Annotated in this window: 17 protein-coding genes; 9 read left to right on the forward strand and 8 right to left on the reverse strand. The window is 67.1% G+C overall.

What is annotated here, in order from left to right; genetic code table 11:
- The first annotated feature begins 10 nt into the window (after positions 1 to 10).
- On the forward strand, positions 11 to 1,507 hold the full coding sequence (locus ACSFCA_RS25385) for a mannose-1-phosphate guanylyltransferase/mannose-6-phosphate isomerase (protein WP_435461442.1): 1,497 nt from the start codon (positions 11 to 13) through the stop codon (positions 1,505 to 1,507).
- A 26-nt stretch (positions 1,508 to 1,533) separates the two neighbouring features.
- On the opposite strand, the gene ACSFCA_RS25390 is transcribed toward ACSFCA_RS25385, so the two are convergent.
- The gene (locus ACSFCA_RS25390) at positions 1,534 to 2,136 is read right to left on the reverse strand and encodes a DJ-1/PfpI family protein (protein WP_435461443.1); all 603 of its coding nucleotides are present in this window, start codon (positions 2,134 to 2,136) and stop codon (positions 1,534 to 1,536) included.
- An 84-nt stretch (positions 2,137 to 2,220) separates the two neighbouring features.
- Between ACSFCA_RS25390 and ACSFCA_RS25395 the strand changes: the two genes are divergently transcribed.
- Positions 2,221 to 3,555 carry an aminotransferase-like domain-containing protein gene (locus tag ACSFCA_RS25395; protein WP_435461522.1) on the forward strand — a complete coding sequence of 445 codons (1,335 nt, stop codon included), beginning with the start codon at positions 2,221 to 2,223 and terminating at the stop codon, positions 3,553 to 3,555.
- 7 nt (positions 3,556 to 3,562) lie between these two features.
- On the opposite strand, the gene ACSFCA_RS25400 is transcribed toward ACSFCA_RS25395, so the two are convergent.
- The 5 genes from ACSFCA_RS25400 to ACSFCA_RS25420 form a co-directional block, all read right to left on the reverse strand.
- A complete protein-coding gene (locus ACSFCA_RS25400) occupies positions 3,563 to 4,564 on the reverse strand; it encodes an NADP-dependent oxidoreductase (RefSeq protein WP_435461445.1) in 1,002 nt (333 codons plus the stop codon).
- Entirely contained in the window at positions 4,564 to 5,400 is an 837-nt protein-coding gene (locus ACSFCA_RS25405) for an oxidoreductase (protein WP_435461446.1), read from the reverse strand. Before ACSFCA_RS25405 ends, ACSFCA_RS25400 begins: the two co-directional genes overlap by 1 nt.
- Positions 5,401 to 5,505: 105 nt before the next feature.
- Positions 5,506 to 6,087 (reverse strand): TetR/AcrR family transcriptional regulator, encoded by a 582-nt coding sequence (locus ACSFCA_RS25410; protein WP_435461447.1) that lies wholly within the window; start codon positions 6,085 to 6,087, stop codon positions 5,506 to 5,508.
- Between the two features lie 86 nt (positions 6,088 to 6,173).
- Positions 6,174 to 7,310 carry a DSD1 family PLP-dependent enzyme gene (locus ACSFCA_RS25415; protein ID WP_435461448.1) on the reverse strand — a complete coding sequence of 379 codons (1,137 nt, stop codon included), beginning with the start codon at positions 7,308 to 7,310 and terminating at the stop codon, positions 6,174 to 6,176.
- Positions 7,311 to 7,321: 11 nt separating this feature from the next.
- On the reverse strand, positions 7,322 to 7,966 hold the full coding sequence (locus ACSFCA_RS25420) for an HAD family hydrolase (protein WP_435461449.1): 645 nt from the start codon (positions 7,964 to 7,966) through the stop codon (positions 7,322 to 7,324).
- A 72-nt stretch (positions 7,967 to 8,038) separates the two neighbouring features.
- Here ACSFCA_RS25420 and ACSFCA_RS25425 point away from each other — a divergent pair, with 72 nt between their 5' ends.
- The 6 genes from ACSFCA_RS25425 to ACSFCA_RS25450 all read left to right on the forward strand — a co-directional run bounded on the left by ACSFCA_RS25425 (position 8,039) and on the right by ACSFCA_RS25450 (position 13,367).
- Positions 8,039 to 8,950: a LysR family transcriptional regulator gene (locus ACSFCA_RS25425; protein WP_435461450.1), complete on the forward strand. Its 912-nt coding sequence runs from the start codon at positions 8,039 to 8,041 to the stop codon at positions 8,948 to 8,950.
- A gap of 95 nt (positions 8,951 to 9,045) precedes the next feature.
- A complete protein-coding gene (locus tag ACSFCA_RS25430; RefSeq protein ID WP_435461451.1) occupies positions 9,046 to 10,062 on the forward strand; it encodes an ABC transporter substrate-binding protein in 1,017 nt (338 codons plus the stop codon).
- Entirely contained in the window at positions 10,059 to 11,132 is a 1,074-nt protein-coding gene (locus ACSFCA_RS25435) for an ABC transporter permease (RefSeq protein WP_435461452.1), read from the forward strand. Before ACSFCA_RS25430 ends, ACSFCA_RS25435 begins: the two co-directional genes overlap by 4 nt.
- The gene (locus ACSFCA_RS25440; protein ID WP_435461453.1) at positions 11,126 to 11,929 is read left to right on the forward strand and encodes an ABC transporter ATP-binding protein; all 804 of its coding nucleotides are present in this window, start codon (positions 11,126 to 11,128) and stop codon (positions 11,927 to 11,929) included. The genes ACSFCA_RS25435 and ACSFCA_RS25440 overlap by 7 nt, the downstream gene beginning before the upstream one ends.
- 1 nt (position 11,930) lies before the next feature.
- A complete protein-coding gene (locus tag ACSFCA_RS25445) occupies positions 11,931 to 13,094 on the forward strand; it encodes a c-type cytochrome (protein ID WP_435461454.1) in 1,164 nt (387 codons plus the stop codon).
- 66 nt (positions 13,095 to 13,160) lie between these two features.
- On the forward strand, positions 13,161 to 13,367 hold the full coding sequence (locus ACSFCA_RS25450) for a dodecin (protein WP_093058332.1): 207 nt from the start codon (positions 13,161 to 13,163) through the stop codon (positions 13,365 to 13,367).
- Between the two features lie 16 nt (positions 13,368 to 13,383).
- Here the strand turns inward: ACSFCA_RS25450 and ACSFCA_RS25455 are convergent, their stop codons facing one another.
- A complete protein-coding gene (locus tag ACSFCA_RS25455; protein WP_435461455.1) occupies positions 13,384 to 13,995 on the reverse strand; it encodes an esterase/lipase family protein in 612 nt (203 codons plus the stop codon).
- On the reverse strand, positions 13,967 to 14,461 hold the full coding sequence (locus ACSFCA_RS25460) for an arsenate-mycothiol transferase ArsC (protein ID WP_258354986.1): 495 nt from the start codon (positions 14,459 to 14,461) through the stop codon (positions 13,967 to 13,969). The genes ACSFCA_RS25455 and ACSFCA_RS25460 overlap by 29 nt, the downstream gene beginning before the upstream one ends.
- A gap of 101 nt (positions 14,462 to 14,562) precedes the next feature.
- Between ACSFCA_RS25460 and ACSFCA_RS25465 the strand changes: the two genes are divergently transcribed.
- Positions 14,563 to 17,265, forward strand: coding sequence for a bifunctional acetate--CoA ligase family protein/GNAT family N-acetyltransferase (locus tag ACSFCA_RS25465; protein ID WP_435461456.1), 2,703 nt, complete (start codon positions 14,563 to 14,565; stop codon positions 17,263 to 17,265).
- Positions 17,266 to 17,322: the final 57 nt, after the last annotated feature.

Genomic DNA, 17,322 nt, shown 5'->3' on the forward strand with positions numbered 1-17,322 from the left:
GCAAACGATCATGAACACCCCCCTCATCCATCCCGTGGTCCTGTGCGGCGGCAGCGGCACGCGGCTGTGGCCTCTGTCGCGCAAGGCGCTGCCCAAGCAGTTCGCGCCGCTGATCGGCGGCAAGAGCCTGCTGCATCTCACGCTCGAACGGCTGGCGGTGCTGAATGCCGACATCACCTGCGTCACGTCGGAAGACCATCGCTTCCTGGTGAAGGAAGCGGTGGAAAACGCGCACGCCACGGGCCGGCAGATCCTCGAGCCGGTGGCGCGCAATACAGCCGCGGCCATGGCCTCGGCCGCCCTGCTGGCCGAGCCCGACGACCTGCTGCTGTTCGCGCCCTCCGACCACCACATTCCCGACGCCGCGCTGTTCGCCCGCACCGTGCGCACCGGCATCGAGGCTGCACAGGCCGGCAAGATCGTCACCTTCGGTGTGGTGCCGAGTTTCCCGAGCACCGCGTACGGCTACATCGAAGCCGGCGAGCCCTCGGCCGACGGGCGCAGCCAGGTCGTGGTGCGCTTTGTCGAAAAGCCGACAGCTGCGGTGGCTGAACAGCTGATCCTGAATGGCGGCTACAGCTGGAACGCGGGCATCTTCCTCGTGCAGGCGCGCACGCTGATCGCAGCGCTGCGCGGGCATGCGCCCGACATCCTGCTGGCCTGCGAGCACGCCACTGCCGCCGTTGCAACCGATGGCAGCTTCCTGCGGCTGGACCGCGCAGCCTTCGAGGATTGCCGAGCCGACAGCATCGACTACGCCGTGCTCGAAAAGCACAAGGACATCGCGGTCGTGAAGTTCGAAGGCCTGTGGAGCGACGTCGGCAGCTGGAACGCGGTTGCCAGCCTGCACCCGGCGGACGACGCGGGCAACAGGCTGAGCGGCAAGGCCAGCGCGCTGAACTCGCGCAACACCTTCATCCACGCGCCGCACCGGCCGGTGGTGGCGCTGGGCACCGAAAACCTGATCATCGTGGACACGCCCGACGCCGTGCTGGTGGCCGGCGCGGGCTGCGCCGAGCAGGTGGCCGACGTTGTGCGCAAGCTCTCGCTGGAGGGCTGCGCCGAGGCCACCGAGCACCGCCGCGTGGTGCGGCCCTGGGGCGCGTACGACAGCATCGACCTGGGCGAGCGCTTCCAGGTCAAGCGCCTGACCGTGAAGCCCGGCGGCAAACTGTCGCTGCAGATGCACCACCACCGCGCCGAGCACTGGATCGTGGTGAAGGGCACGGCGCGCGCCACCTGCAACGGTGAAGTCACGCTGGTGCGCGAGAACGAATCGATCTACCTGCCCTCGGGCGCCATCCACCGGCTGGAGAACCCGGGCAAGACCGTGCTCGAAGTGATCGAGGTGCAGACCGGCGGATACCTGGGCGAAGACGACATCGTGCGCTTCGACGACACCTACGGGCGCTGCGGTCCGGTCAGGACGCTGGCCGATGCGTCGCCGACGCAGGCCTCGGCCGGGTCGGGGGCGAATGCGGTGCTGCATGCGCCCATAAGGCGCTGAGCTGTGGATTCAGCCCGCGCAACAAGTCATTGCGGCAGGTACTGCGTGATGTTCCCGAGCGCATTGGCGACGTAGGCTTCCTTCTCGCCGACCGGCGCGACGTAGTGGAGCGCCGCTGCGGCGGCCTCCAGCCCTTCGGTGCGCGCGATGATCCAGCCGGCCAAGTAGGGCGAGGCAAAGCAGCCACCCGCGGTTGCGACGTTGCCGCGTGCATAGAAGGGCTGGTTCAAGACCTCCACGCCGGCCTCCTGCACCCAGGGCTTGGTGGTCAGGTCGGTGCAGGCCGGTATGCCGCCCACGAGGCCGAGCTTGGCCAGGATCAAGGTGCCGGAGCACTGTGCTGCGATCAGCTGGCGGGCCGGATCGAGCGCCAGGCGCCCCATCAGCTCGGGGCTGGCGACGACCTCCCGTGTCTTCACCCCGCTGCCGACGACGACCGCATCAGCAAGGCGTGCGTCTTCCAGCGATGACTGGGCGCGAACGGTGACGCCGTTCATCGACGTGACTTCCGGGGTCGGACAGCACAAGCTCACGCGCCAACCCGGCTTCTTGATGCGGTTGAGCACGCCCAACGCGATGAGCGAGTCCAGTTCGTTGAAGCCGTCGAAGGTGAGGATCGCGATGTGCATGGGATTCGTACGTGGGGGTGAGATGCGCTCATCGTAGGCCGGACGATCAATACAATCAAAAAATTGTCATGGATACATCGCACGATGGCCGAAGCCCGCTACAAGCAACTGGTCGATGAACTCGCCGCCGAGATCCGCGCGGGACGCCTGCTGCCGGGCACCCGCCTGCCCACGCACCGGCGGCTGGCCGAGCGCCATGGCCTGGCGCTGGTTACTGCGTCGCGCGTCTATGCAGAGCTGGAGGCCATGGGGCTGGTCAGCGGCGAGGTCGGCCGCGGCACCTTCGTGCGCGAAGCGGCGATGCACGGCGGTGTTGGCGTCGATCAGCGGACCATGGCACCGGACCTGGTGGACCTGAACTTCAACTACCCGTCGCTGCCCGGACAGGGCGAGCTGCTGCGCGGCGCGCTGCGGCAACTCGCCGCCGGTGGCGAACTGGACGCGATGCTGCGCTATGCGCCCCATGGCGGGCGAATGCATGAACGCGCCTGCGTCGCCCGACATCTCGCGTCGCGCGGGCTGGTAGCCGAGCCGTCGAGAGTGATGCTTGTCGACGGCGCGCAGCATGGCCTGGCGGTGACAGTGATGGCGCTGCTGCAACCGGGCGACGTGGTCGCGGTCGATGCTCTCACCTACCCCGGCTTCAAGGTTCTGGCCGAGGCACACCGCCTGGAGCTGGCACCCATTCCGGCATCCGGACAGGGGCCGGACCTGGACGCGCTGGAACGCCTGTGCGCGCGCCGCCGCGTGAAGTCCATCTACGCGATGCCGACGCTGCACAACCCGCTGGGCTGGGTGATGAGCGCGAGCCGGCGCCGGCGGCTGGCCGCCATCGCAAGGCGGCATGGCCTGCTCGTCATCGAAGACGCGGCCTACGCCTTTCTGGCCGACGATCCACCGCCGCCGCTGGCAACGCTGGCACCGGAAACGACGGTGTATGTCTCTGGCCTGTCCAAGAATGTGGCGACAGGGTTGCGCGTGGGCTTCGTCGTTGCGCCGGAGGCGTGGGTGCCGAAGATCGAACGGGCGATACGGGCCACGACCTGGTGCACGCCGGGCGTGACCACGGCGATCGCCTGTGCGTGGCTGGAGGACGGCACGGTCGACCGGCTCGAATCCGAGAAGCGCCGCGACGCTTCGATGCGGCAGACGATCGCCAGCGAAGCGCTGGCCGGGCTGCGGTGCGTGCGCCATCCCGCGTCGTACTTCGTCTGGCTGCCCTTGCCGGAAGAAACACGCGCCGACCGGGTCGCGGCGGCGCTGATGCGCGAAGGCGTTTCGGTGTCGACGGCCGAGCCCTTTGCCACGTCGCAGCATGTGCCGCATGCCTTGCGGCTGGCGCTCGGCTCCGTTGGGCTGGACAGCTTGCGCAGTGCGTTGCTGACGGTGCGACGGGTGGTCGAGGAGCAATCCTGCTGAGGGCGCCCTATCTAACCTTCACAACGACCTTGCCCTTTGCACGTCCGGCATCGACATACGCAATGGCTTCATTGGTGGATTCGAACGGAAAGATCCGGTCCACGACCGGACGGATAGCCCCGGATTCGATGAGGGCGGTGATCCTGCGCAGCTGCGCTCCGTTCGCCCTCATGAAGAGAAACGAATAGCTCACGGAGTGGCGTCGTGCGTTCTTCCTGATGCGACGGCTCAAAAGCCGCATCGCCAGTTTCAGGAACCAGGAAGCACCAATGTCTTGCGCATAGGCGGGATCAGGTGGCCCCGAGATCGAGATGAGCTTTCCGCCAGGCTTCAGGACGCGCAGCGACTTGTCGAGCGTTTCGCTGTCCAGACTGTTCAGAACCACGTCGTAGTCGCGCAGGATCGCCGAGAAGTCGCCCTTCTTGTAGTCGATCACGACATCGGCGCCAAGGCTCTTCACCCAATCGACGTTCGGCGTGCTCGTTGTGGTGGCAACAAACGCACCGGCATGCTTCGCCAGCTGAATCGCGAACGTCCCCACGCCACCTGAGCCTGCGTGGACAAGAACCTTCTGGCCTTGCTTGAGCTGCGCCATCTCGATCAGCGCCTGCCAGGCAGTCAACCCCACAAGGGGGATTGAAGCGGCCTCCTCCATGCTCAGGTTCTTCGGCTTGAGCGCAAGCGAGTCTTCCTTGATCGCAATGAACTCCGCAAAGCCGCCGATGCGATCCTGATCGGGTCGCGCATAGACCTCGTCTCCGGGCCGGAATCTCCGCACCTGCGATCCGACTTCGACCACCACGCCAGCCACGTCGTTTCCCAGGATCAGCGGCAAGCGATAAGGCAGGAGGAGCTTGAATTCTCCGTTGCGGATCTTGGAGTCCAGCACATTCACGCTGGCGGCGTGGATCTCGACCAGCACGTCGTCAGGCCGCAGTTTCGGACGAGGCATCTCGGCAGCGCGCAGGCCACTGTTGCGGCCATAGCGATCGATGATGAACGCTTTCATCACATGTTCCCTGCCGGATTCGCGTCGAGTCGCAGGTCTTTTCGGATGCCGGCATCGAGAAGACCGGCAGGCGCAAACCGGCGCAGCAATTGCAGGCGGCTTGCGAGGCTGCCGGCGGTGTACCGGAGTTTCGGGCGCTCCGCAGTGGCGGCTTTCAGCACAGTGTCGGCCACGACGTCTGGCTGGTCAGCGGTTGCCATCACCTCCTTCACCCTCTTGATCACACCCGTGCGAGCCTCGTGATATTCGTCGAGCTTGGCGTCGGGCTCCAGAAAGTTCGCGTCGAACGGCGTCTTCGTGTACGCGGGCTCGATGACCGAGACGCGGATGCCTCTGGTGCGCAGCTCATGGTCCAGTGATTCGGAATAGCCTTCGATTGCGTGCTTGGTTGCGGCATAGAGCGCTCCATATGGCATCGGCAGGAAACCGAGCACCGAGCCGATGTTGATGATGCGGCCGCTCCCCTGGCGCCGCATGTGGGGCAGGACGGCGCGCGTCATGCGGATAAGCCCGAAGAAGTTCGTCTCGAAGATCGAGCGGGCCTGTGCAATCGAGCTCTCTTCCGCACCGCCGGGTGCGACGCCGAACCCTGCGTTGTTCACGAGCAGGTCGATGCGGCCGTTCAGTCGCATCACTTCATTCACCGCAGCTTCTACGGATTCGTCGCTGGTCACGTCGAGGGACAGCATGTCGAAGGGTTGCCTGCTGCCCGCCGTGGCTCCGCGCCTGCTGGTGCCGTAGACCTTGTAGCCGGCCGCCGCGAGCCGATGCGCGGTGGCTTCACCGATGCCTGATGAGGCACCCGTGACGAGTGCGACGGAACCTTCGTTTTTCATGGAATGCCTCTTGGGGAGTTGGGGATATTGGTCATTTTTTGATAATTAGATGATGAATGTCATATTTAAAGGCGAGCGCGATCTCAGCTTGGTCTGCATGAGAAATCAGGTGCCGGACGGAGCGAAGTGCTCCAGCGTCGCCTTGCGCAACGCTTCAGAGAGCTTGGGATCGTCGACGGCGCGTGCCATCAGCAATGTTCCGACTGCCGTAGCGACGGTGACGAGCGCGCGCTCGTGCGCGCCCGGCTGCCCCCAGTCGGGCGACTGCCGGGCAACGAGATCGATCATCTCCTTGATACGGCGGGTGGCCGCGCGCCGCACCTCGGGCGCCTGGCGTGGCATCTCGGAGCCGAGGGCTGCTATCGGGCAGCCAGTCTCGACGCTTTCGATGTGCTCAGTGGACAAGTAAGCGTGCAGCAGCGCTTGCAGCGCCTGGTCTGGCGGTGCTTCGGCCGCGATGCTTGCGGAGGCTGCGACCGCTTCTGCTCCCGCACGGTCCGCTGCTTCGGCAAGCATTGCCTCGCGTGAAGCGAAGTGCGCGTAGAAGCCGCCGTGGGTCAGGCCGGCGCCTTTCATGATGTCGGCGACGGCAGTGCCGCCATAGCCACTGCGACGTATGGCGCGCGCGGCAGTCTCCACGATGCGTTCGTGCGTGGCTTCCTTTTGCAGGCGGGATGTTCTCGGCATGGTCGGGCTATTTTACATGATATTCATCATGTATATGTCAGGCCATTCGATTCGCCCATGCCTCCAGCGTGGGCATACCGGGCCGCTCACCAGCCGTGGAAGCGCCCCCAGGTTTCCAGCGAGCCGTCTTCAGACAGCGCCTGATATTCCGGAAACTGCGCGCCAGTCGCACAAGCGTGGTTCGGCAATATGCGCAGCCGCGTCCCGATCGGAAAGCGTGCCGCAATGCCCGTGTCCGGCGCGCCCTCGCGCGACAGGATGCCGTGCTCCTGGTTCGCACCGCTGAGCACATAGCCGTCGAGCACCTTGCCATCGACATCGCAGACCTGCCCGTAGCCGAAATCGCGCTTCTGCTTCTGCGTGCCACGGTCGCGGCTCATCGCCATCCAGCCTGAGTCGACGATGGCCCAGCCCTTGTCGGCCTGGTGGCCGATCACCGTGGTGAGCACGCTCAGGGCGATGTCGTCCTCGGCACACACGCCGATGTTTCGCATCACGAGGTCGAAGAACACATAGACGCCGGCCCGCACTTCGGTAACGCCTTCGAGCGCTTCCGCCATCAGCGCCGTGGGCGTGGAGCCCACGCTGACTACCGGGCACGGCAGGCCCGCGTCGCGCAGCCGCTGAGCAGCGCGCACGCAGCCCGAGCGCTCCTGTTCAGCCATGGCGCGCAAGGCTTCGGGCGTGTCGAGCTCGTAGCTGGAGCCGGCATGCGTCATCACGCCGCCGAGGCGCATGCCACCGTCGTGCAGCACGTGCGCCACTTCGAGCAGCGCGTCTTCTTCGGGCCGGATGCCGGAGCGATGGCCGTCGGTATCGACCTCGATCAGCACGTCGAACACTTCGCCGTTCGCGCGGCCGAACTCGGCGATTGCGCGCGCCGATTCGACACCGTCCGTGAGGATGCCCAGCGCACAGCCGCGCCGGCGCAGGTCCATCGCATGCTGCAGCCGGTGCGGCGCCATGCCGACGGCATAGAGGATGTCGGTGAAGCCCTCGGCGAAGAACTGCTCGGCCTCCTTCAGCGTGGAAACGGTGATGCCCTGCGCACCCGCCTCGCGCTGCGCCTCGGCAACGGCTATGCACTTGCTGGTCTTCACATGCGGGCGAAAGCGCACGCCGAGTTCACTCATGCGCTGCTGCATGCGCGCGATGTTGCGCTGCATGCGCGAGCACTCGATGAGGGCCGCGGGCGTGTCGATGGTGGCGAGGGTGTTGTTCATGAGCTAGCTCGTCATTTGCTGAAGGATTGGAGCCAAGGCAGCGCGGGTGCCAGTGTTGCCGCCTGCAGCTCGGGCGTGGAAGCCCCCTGCGGCAGCGCCAGCCCGACACGGTTGTGCCAGTAGGTGCGCAGCCCAACCGCCGATGTGCCGAACATGTCATAGCCCGAACCGGCGACAAAGGCTGCGGCTTCTGCCTTCACACCCAGCCGATCGAGCGCCATGCGGTACGGGCGCGGATCGGGCTTGTAGAAGCCGGCCTCCTCCGAAGTGACGACCACGTCCCAATCGATGCCCAGCCGCGCCGCCGCGCGATGGCCGAGCCGCTTCGAGCAGTTGGTGACCACGGCGAGCTTGCAGTGGGGCTTCAGCGCCAGCAACAGTTCGCGAGCGCCGTCCCACACGGGCAGGGTGTCCCATTGGGCTTCCAGTGCGTCGGGTGCGGAGTCGGCCATGCCGGTGTGGCGCGCCGCGTCTTTCACCAGCTGCTCATAGGGCACATAGGCGCCGCAGCCATAGGTGAGCCGCAGGTATTCGGCGCGCCAGGCTCGGCCTTTCTCTTCGGAACCGGCGGCGGTGTTCCAGACGGTCCAGGAATCGAGCAGCGCAGTGAGCAGGTCGAAAAGCACGGCGCGTGGATAGGCGTTTTGGGGTTGCATGGGCACCGACTGTACGTTTCAAGGCCATGCTTGTGCTTCAATGCATGGTCATCAATCGTTAAGCACAAGTTAATGATCCAGATCGAAGACATGCAGCTCGCGGCCGCCCTGCTGCGCGAACCTTCGCTGAGCGCCGCGGCGCGCGCGCTCGACGTCACGCCGCCCGCGCTGTCGATGCGGCTGCGCAAGCTCGAGGCCACGCTGGGCCTGTCGCTCGCCACCCGCACCGCGCGGCGGTTGAGCCTCACGCCCGAGGGCGAACGCTTCGCGCGCGAGGCGGCTGCGCTGCTCGGCCAGATCGAGGGGCTGCGCGAGTCGATGCAGCGCGACGACCAGCGGCTCACCGGCACGCTGCGCATCGCCGCGCCCTTCGGCTACGGCCGGCAGTACATAGCGCCCATGCTCGCGCGCTTCGCACGGCTGCACCCGGGGCTGAGCGTGCAGCTCGACCTGCGCGAAACCCCGTGGCCCGACCGGCACGACGCCGACGCGGTGATCCACATCGGTACGGTGCGCGATTCGTCGTGGGTGGCGCGTACTCTGAGCGCCAACGAGCGCTGGCTGTGCGCGAGCCCGGAATACCTGCGCCTGCACGGCGTGCCCCGCGTGCCGCGCGACGTGATGGCGCACAGCTGCATCTGCATCCGCGAAAACGACGAAGACGTCACGCTGTGGCATGTGCGCCCGGCCAGCCGCGCAGCCGCCAGGGCCAAACCCCAGACCCTGCGCATCTCGCCCGCCTACGTCACCAACGACGGCGGCGTGGCCCGCCAGTGGGCCGAACAGGGCATGGGCCTGGTGCTGCGCTCCGAATGGGATGCGGCCGACGCCGTGGCACACGGCAGGCTGGTGCGCGTGCTCGCCGACTGGCAATTCGACAGCGCGCCGGTTACGCTGCTGGTGCCTAGCCGCAAGGGGCGCACGGCGCGGGTGCAGGCCATCGTCGAATTCCTGACGGAGAGCTTCGGCGCCAGGGAAAAGTAGTTGCGCGCATATCCATAGCCGCATTCATTCGTTGGCCGCGCGGGCCTCGCGCGCCAACACTCGCAGCTTCCAATTTTTCGGTGGAGAAGCTTGCGATGACCGTTCCTCTCGATCACTTACCGCCTTCGCGCCGCAGCGTGCTGCAGGCCGGGGCGGCGGCAGCCATCGTGGGCTCCGGAGCCCTGCTCGCCACCGCGGCACGCTCGCAGCCGCGCAAGCTCACCTTCGCCTGGAGCCAGGCCGGCTTCTGCCTGGCCCCGGTGCCGGTGGCGCTGGAGCGCGGCTTCTTCGAGAAGAACGGGCTTGATGTCGAGTTGCTCAACTGGGCCGGCTCGTCCGACCAGATGCTGGAGGCGCTGGCCACCGCCAAGGCCGACGTGGGCGTGGGCCTGATCCACCGCTGGGTGAAGCCGCTCGAAGCGGGCTTCGACGTCAAGGTGGTGGGCAGCGTGCATGGCGGCTGCCTGCGGCTGGTGGGAGCCAAGGCCTCGGGCGTGACGACCGACCTTGTCAGCCTCAAGGGCAAGACCATCGGCGTGTCGGACCAGAACAGCCCGGCCAGGCAGTTCTACGCCATTCACCTCGCGAAGAAAGGCATCGACATCGATAAGGACGTCGATTGGCGTGTCTACCCGGCAGACCTGCTCGACGTGGCCGTGAAGAAGGGTGAGATCCACGCGATTGCCGACGGCGACCCGAACGTGTTCCTCATCGAGAAACGCAACCCCGGCGTCTTCACCGAGATCGCCAACAGCGCCAAAGGCGAATACGCCGAGCGCCTGTGCTGCATCGTCGGCGCGCGCGGCGAGCTGGCGCGCAACGACAAGCCACGCGCTGCCGCGGTGGTGCGCGCGCTCGCGCAGGCCTCCGACTACGTGTCGGAGAACCCGAACGAAGCCGCCAGGATCTATTCGAAGTACGCGCCCAAGGTGCCGCTCGAAGACCTGCAGAAGCTGCTGGCCGAGCTCACCTACAAGCACCATCCGGCCGGCAAGGCGCTGCGCAACGAGGTGGAAGCTTTCGCCGCTGACTTCCGCAACGCCGGCATCCTGAAGAAAAGCACTGACGTGGTCCGATTCGCCAACCATGTGTCGCTGGACGTTCTCGCATGACCACCGCTGAACAAGTTCTGGACTCGCCGCTCGGGCTGCAGAGCAATGCGCCCGCTCATCACGCACCGCGGCAGAAAACATCGCAAACGGTAGCGCTGCGCCCTCCCGCCCCCACCGGCATCTGGCCCACTGGCCTGCTCGCCGCGGCCGCCTGGGTCGCGCTGGGCCTTCTCACGCTGCTGTGGCCGAACAAGGAAGTCGGCTTCAACGACTGGGCCTTCACGCGTGAGTTCGGCATTGCCACGCTGGTGGTTGCCGCCCTGCTCCTTGCCATCTCGCTGCTGGGCCACCGCGCGGGCAAGCTGGCGCGCACGCTGCGGCCGGCCGGGCAATGGCTGGTCGCGCTGGCCGTGGTGCTTGCGCTGTGGGAAATCGGCACCGCCAAGCTCGGCCTGCTGCCTTCGCCTTTCTTCGCGCCGCCGCAGAGCCTGATCGACGTGGTGCATGAAGACTGGCAACGCCTGGGCCTGTCGACCGCATATTCGCTGCGCCTGCTCGCCAATGGCTTCGTGCTGGGCGCGCTGATCGGCTTTGTCACGGGCGTGTCGATCGGCTGGTCGCGCATCGCGGGGTACTGGGTGCATCCGCTGCTGCGTTTCCTGGGGCCGGTGCCGGCGTCAGCGCTGTTGCCGCTGGCCTTCTTCTTCGCGCCGTCTAGCTATTCGGCTGCCGTGTTCCTCGTGGGGCTGGCCACTTTCTTCCCGGTGGCGGTGCTCACGTGGTCGGGCGTGGCCTCGGTGCACAAGAGCTACTACGACGTGGCGCGCACGCTGGGTGCGTCGGAGCGCTTCCTGGTGTTGCGGGTGGCGATTCCGGCGGCCCTGCCGCAGGTGTTCGTTGGCCTGTTCATGGGCCTTGGCGCCTCGTTCTCGGTGCTGATCACGGCCGAGATGATGGGTGTGAAGGCCGGGCTCGGCTGGTACCTGCAGTGGGCCCAGGGCTGGGCCGCATACGCCAACATGTATGCGGCGCTATTCGTCATGGCCGCGCTGTGCTCGGGCCTCATCACGCTGCTCTTCAAGGTGCGCGACCGCGTGCTGTCCTGGCAGAAAGGAACCGTCAAATGGTGAACGCCGTACTCCCTTCCCCGCCCGCCACGGCAACGACCACTGGCGGCGCGCACATCGACATCCGCGGCGTCAGCCACTGGTTCGAGGTGTCCGGCGGTGTGCTGCAGGTGCTCGACGGCATCGACCTGCAGGTGCGCCCCGGCGAGTTCGTCGCGCTCCTGGGGCCCAGCGGCTGCGGCAAGTCGACCCTGCTGCGGCTGGTGGCCGGGCTCGAACCCGCAACCGCCGGCACCATCACGCAGAACGGTGAAGCCATCACGCGGCCCGATCCGTCGCGCATCGTCGTGTTCCAGGATCCGACGCTCTACCCGTGGCGCAGCGTGTGGGACAACGTGGCGCTGGGCCTGCAGGCGCGCGGCGTACTGAAGGAGCAGCGCGCCCGCGTCGACGAAGCGCTCAAGCTCGTGGGCCTGACCGAATTCGCGAAGGCCTTTCCGCATCACCTCTCCGGTGGCATGGCGCAGCGCGTGGCGCTGGCGCGTGCGCTGGTCAACGACCCACAGCTACTGGTGCTCGACGAGCCGCTGGGCAAGCTCGATTCGCTCACGCGCATCGCGATGCAGAGCGAGCTGGTCAACCTGTGGCAGCGTGCCGGCTTCTCGGCGCTGCTGGTCACGCACGACGTGGAAGAGGCGCTGTTCCTCGCCAACCGTGTGATCGTGCTGAGCGACCGGCCAGCGCGCATTGCGGCGGAACTGGTGGTCGATTTGCCTTACCCGCGCCATCGCGGCGACCCGCGGCTGGCCGAACTGCGGCACGAGGCGCTCAAGCACCTGGGACTCGACGCCACGTGGTGACATGAACGGTTTGCCCGAGGCCGGTTGGCTCAACCTGCTGATCGGCCTGCTGCAGGGCGCGCAACTGCAGCTGCTGCGCCTGCTCGATGCATTGGGACTGGTCTCGCACGCGCACGGCCAACCGGCATGGCCATGGGCGCTGCGGCTGTCAGGCGAGAACCTGCTGATCGATCTTGGCCAGGCACGAAGGCTCGGGCTCACGGTGGTCGTGCTTGCGGTGGCGGTGCTGACGCTGCTGCTCGCCGCGCTCTGGCGTCGCCGCCGCGTGTGGCTCGTTGCGGTGGCCGCGTTGCTGGTCGTGCTGGCGCCCTGGCCCGAAGCCAACGTGGTGCTGGTACCCGCGTACCCCACCAGCTTCCAGACATCGCCCACGGGCTTCACCGCCGACAGCATCGAGCGCGGGCGTGTACTGTACGCGGCGCAATGCGTGGCCTGCCATGGTGCTGACGGGCGCGGACAGGGGCCGCTGGCCGCTTCACAACCCGTGTGGCCGCCCAATCTTGGCGGGCCACTGCTGTGGCGACGCGCCGACGGCGATGTGCTCTGGCATGTGATGAACGGCATGCGCGACCGGCACGGCGCCCCGACGATGCCAGGCTTCGGCGGCGTGCTGCGCGACGCGGATGCATGGGCGCTGATCGACTTCATGAAAGCCCAGGGCGCCGGTGAAAGCCTGCGCACGGCCGGGCTGTGGGCGCAACCCATCGCGCCTCCCGACATGCCGGTGCAATGCAAGGGCAAGCCGTCGCGCAGCCTGAGCAGCTGGCGCGGGCAGCGTTTGCGGATCGTGGCTGCGGGTGCGAGCGTGCCGCCGCTGCTCGACGACCCGCGCCTCGTCACCGTGTTTCTCGCGCCAGATGCCAAGGCAGCCGCGCTGCAGGCCGGCGACTGCATCGCCGCCTCGCCCGCCGCATGGACCGCCTTCTCGCTGGTCGCCGCGACTTCGCAACTCGCGGGCACGCAGCTGATCGTGGACCGCGACGGCTGGCTGCGCGCGCGCGGCGAACCCGGCAAAGGCGCGTGGAGTGACGACGACCTGCTGTGCCGCACCGAGCAGCCTGCATCGGCTGGCACGCGGCCGTTGGCGCCGGACGGCCTGGGCGCACTCATCGCGCGCATGGACGCCGAACCCGTGCGCTTCGTCAAGGGCGGATTCGTTCACTGACGCCCGCAACAGGACTACGATGTTTTCCGGGCCCATCGCCCATCAACCCAGAAGGAGACAGACCCCATGTCCAACCACGTCTACAAATCGCTGGAGCTGACGGGCTCCTCCTCGACCGGCATCGAAGACGCCGTGCAGACCGCCATCGCCAAGGCGCACGAGACGCTGCGCAACATCCAGTGGTTCACCGTGACCGAGACGCGCGGGCACGTGGTGGACGGCAAGGTCGCGCACTGGCAGGTGACGCTGAAGATCGGCTTCACGCTGGAGTGAGCCGGCAGCGTCTACATCACAGCGCGCACATGCGGCGCGTGATGTCGGCACAGACCTTTGCGTCGCCCGGCATGAACCGATGCAACCAGGCGCGCGCGTCGAGGCTGCTTGCCGCGCGCCGCCAGTTGCTGCTCGTGGCCGGCAAGATGGTGATGTCCAGGGAGGTCCAATACACGAACAGTTTCAGTTCGTCGAGGCAGTCCTCGGTGCTCTTCAGGTTTTCGAGCAAGGGGCTTCGCGGCCGCATGTCCCGCGCGCCCCGTCCGGGGTAGGCATAGGCGGTCATCGTTCCTTCGTGCGGGCCCGAAATGGCGAAGAGCGCGTGGGCGCGGGCGATGCCGCCCAGAACCTGAAGATATTGGCGGGCAATGATGCAGCCCATGCTGAAGCCGACGATGGCAATCGGCGCATCCGGGCCCACGTGCCTGTCGATATAGGCCTTGAGCTTGCACGCAAGGTCATGAATTCCCTTGCGGCCGTCGGCGGGTTTGAGAGAAGGAACCCAGCAGCGATGGCCGGCCGCCTCGAGCGCTCGCACCATGCGCTTGAAGATCCCGCCGTTGTCGAAGATGCCGTGTACGAGTACTACGTCCATGGGGCTAGCGCATGTATCCCAGATCCCGCACATCGGAACGCACGGCCGAGCGGTCTGCCCCCTGCATCGGCAGGCTCACCAGCAGCTCCAGCCGGCGACGCAGCGAGAACAGCATCTGGATGGCGTCGTGCGCGGTCTTCTCCAGGTCGCCGCCGTCGACTATGTCGGGGTAGGCCCACAGCGCCGCGTCGGGCTGGCCGGGCCATGACGGCTGGCGGGATGCGCTGGCCGCGTCCAGCGTGATGACGAAGTCCGCCGGGGCGGCATTCGCGCGCACCAGTTCGTCCCAGCTGCGCGGCGGCCGCTGGGGCACGGGGATGCTGGCACTTTTCAATGCGGCCACGGCCGCGGGATGGAACTCGCGGGCAATGTGCCCGGGTTGACCGCAGGAAGATACCGAGAACCGCTTGGGGTCCAGGTGCGCGAGGCACGCTTCGGCCAGGATGCTGCGCAATGAATTTCGTCGCGAGACGAAGATCACGCCAATACGTTTTTGCATGGAACCTTGAATATAGCCAAGCGCGCTGACCACGTCATGACTTAGGTCAAGGCCCTGCGCAACTGCCCCCGAACGGTGCGGAACGGTGCAGACTTGGGGGCATGGACAAGCATTTCCTGACTCCGCTTTTTGCGCCCGCCTCCATCGTGGCCTTCGTCGGCCACGCCGACGACCCGGGCGGCCAGCCCCCTGCGGGCCGCACGCTGCGCGAGGCCTTCCGAGCCGACCGCTTCGACGGCACCTTGCGCTTTCTGGACGTGCGCACCAAGGGCACGCTCGAAGAACTGGCCCAGACCCATGCCGACCTCGCGCTGATCGCGCTGGCGCCGCGCGACGTGGCGGCCGCCCTTGAAATCGCGGGGCGCATCGGCTGCAAGGCGGCCGTGGTTCTTTCGAGCGGCATCGGTGCCGACGAGGCAGCGCAATGGCGCAAGATCGCGCGCCGCGAAGGCGTGCACCTGCTGGGGCCGAATTCGCTGGGCTTCCAGCGGCCGCTGCTGCACCTGAATGCCGGCGTGGCCGGGCCGCTGGCCAAGCCGGGGCCGCTCGCGCTGGTGGCGCAATCGGGCGCGCTCACGGCCTCGATGCTCGATTGGGCGCGCCAGAACGGCGTCGGCTTTTCGAGCGTGGTGTCGCTGGGCCCGCACACCTCGGTCGACATTCCGCAGGTGCTCGACTTCCTGGCCAACGACCAGGCCACGCACAGCATCATCGTGTACCTGGAAGGCATTGCCGATGCGCGCCGCTTCATGAGCGCGCTGCGCTCGGCCTCGCATGCCAAGCCGGTGGTGGTGCTCAAGGCCGGGCGCAAGCCGGCGGGCAACGAGGCTGCGCAGACGCACAGCGCCGCCATCGTGGGCAGCGACGACGTATTCGACGCCGCACTGCGCCGCGCGGGCGCGGTGCGGGTTCGCTCCTTCGTCGAGCTGTTCTCTGCCGCCAAGTGCCTGGCCTCGCGCTACCGGCCGGTGGGCAAGCGCCTGGCCGTGGTCACCAATGGCGGCGGGCCCGGCGTGCTGGCAGCCGACTGGATCAACGAGATCGGGCTCCACCTGGGCAAACTTTCCGCGCCCGCGCAGAAGCTGCTGCAGCCCGCCCTGCCCCCGCTCGCTTCGCTGGCCGACCTGATCGACCTTTCCGAAGAGGCCCTGCCCGCGCACTACCGCGCCGCCATCGACGCCGCCTCGGCCGACAGCCAGATCGACGGCGTGCTCGCCATCTTCTCGCCCAAAGCCGGCGCCGACGCAGCTGCCACGGCGAAAGCGCTGGCCGACATTCCCCGGCCGATGAACAAGCCGCTGCTGGCCTGCTGGATGGGCGACTCCTCGGTCGGCAAAGCGCGCTCGGTACTGGCCGACGCCACCATTCCGAGCTTTCGCACGCCTGAAGCCGCAGTAGGCGCCTTCGGCAACATCGCAGCCTTCTATCAGAACCAGCAGTTGCTGCAGCAGACGCCGCCGCCGCTGTCGGCGCTGGCCAAGCCCGACATCGAGGGCGCGCGCCTGATCATCGAAAGCGTGCTGGCCGAGCGGCGCCATGTGCTGACGGAGATGGAGTCGAAGTCGCTGCTGTCGTCCTTCCACATTCCGATCACGCGCACCTTGCTCGCGCGCAGCGCCAGCGAGGCCATGATGATCGCGACGCAGCTGGGCTTTCCGGTGGCGCTGAAAATCGATTCGCCCGACATCGCGCACAAGTCAGACGTGGAAGGCGTGGCGCTCAACGTGCTGAACGGCACCAGCGCGCGCGACACCTACGTCGAAATGATGGAGCGCGTGGCCCGCCTCGCGCCCGAGGCCCGTATCAACGGCGTGACCGTGCAGAAGATGGTGCGCGCGCGGCGCGGTCGCGAGATCTACGTGGGCATGGTCACCGACGAGCCCTTTGGCCCCGTCATCGTGTTCGGCGCGGGCGGCACCATGATCGAACTGCTCAACGACCGCGCCATGGAGCTGCCGCCGCTCAACCAGTTTCTCGCGCACCGACTCATCGAGCGCTCGCGCGTGGCAGAAACGCTGGGCGAATGGCGCGGCGCCCACGCAGTGAACATGGAAGCGCTCGAAGACGTACTGCTGCGCGTGTCGGAAATGGTGTGCGAACTGCCCGAGCTGCGCGAGATGGACATCAACCCCATCATCGTGGACGAGTCGGGCGCCATTTCGGTCGATGCACGCATCGTGGTCGGCAGCACCACGCAAGCAGTGGCGGCCCACGTCAGCAATGCGGTCAACGGCTACCAGCACCTGGCCATCATGCCGTACCCCGCGCGCTACCGGCGCGAATGGCCGCTGCCCGGTGGCGGCACGTACATCGTGCGGCCGGTGCACCCCAACGACGCGCAGATGCTGCAGGCGCTGGTGCAGGGCCTTTCGCCCGAGAGCCGCTGGTTCCGCTTTGTCTCGCGCTTCCACGAGCTGCCGCCGTCGATGCTGTCGCGCTTCACGCTGATCGACTACGACCGCGAGATGGCGCTGGTGGCGGTGGTGATGGAGCGCAGCGTGTCGCCCGAGGGCACCGTGCTCGAAAGCGAGCACATCGTGGGCGTGTCGCGCTACATCACCAACCCCGACCAGACCAGCTGCGAGTTCTCGCTGGTGGTGGCCGACGAATTCAGCGGCAAGGGCATCGGCTCGCGGCTGATGGAAAGCATCATCGACGTGGCGCGCGACAAGGGCCTGGCCGAGATCGACGGACTGGTGCTGGCCAACAACCCCGACATGCTGAAGCTGGTGCGCAGGCTGGGCTTCACGGTGAAGCCCTTCCCCGAGGACCCGGACTTCAAGCTCGTGACCTATATGCTGTAGGCGCCCAGGGGCGCCCGAGTCGGGCGGAGATAATCGCGCCTCACTCTCCGATGACCT

The sequence above is a fragment of the Variovorax multivorans genome, assembly GCF_051216835.1.
Lineage (GTDB): Bacteria > Pseudomonadota > Gammaproteobacteria > Burkholderiales > Burkholderiaceae_C > Variovorax.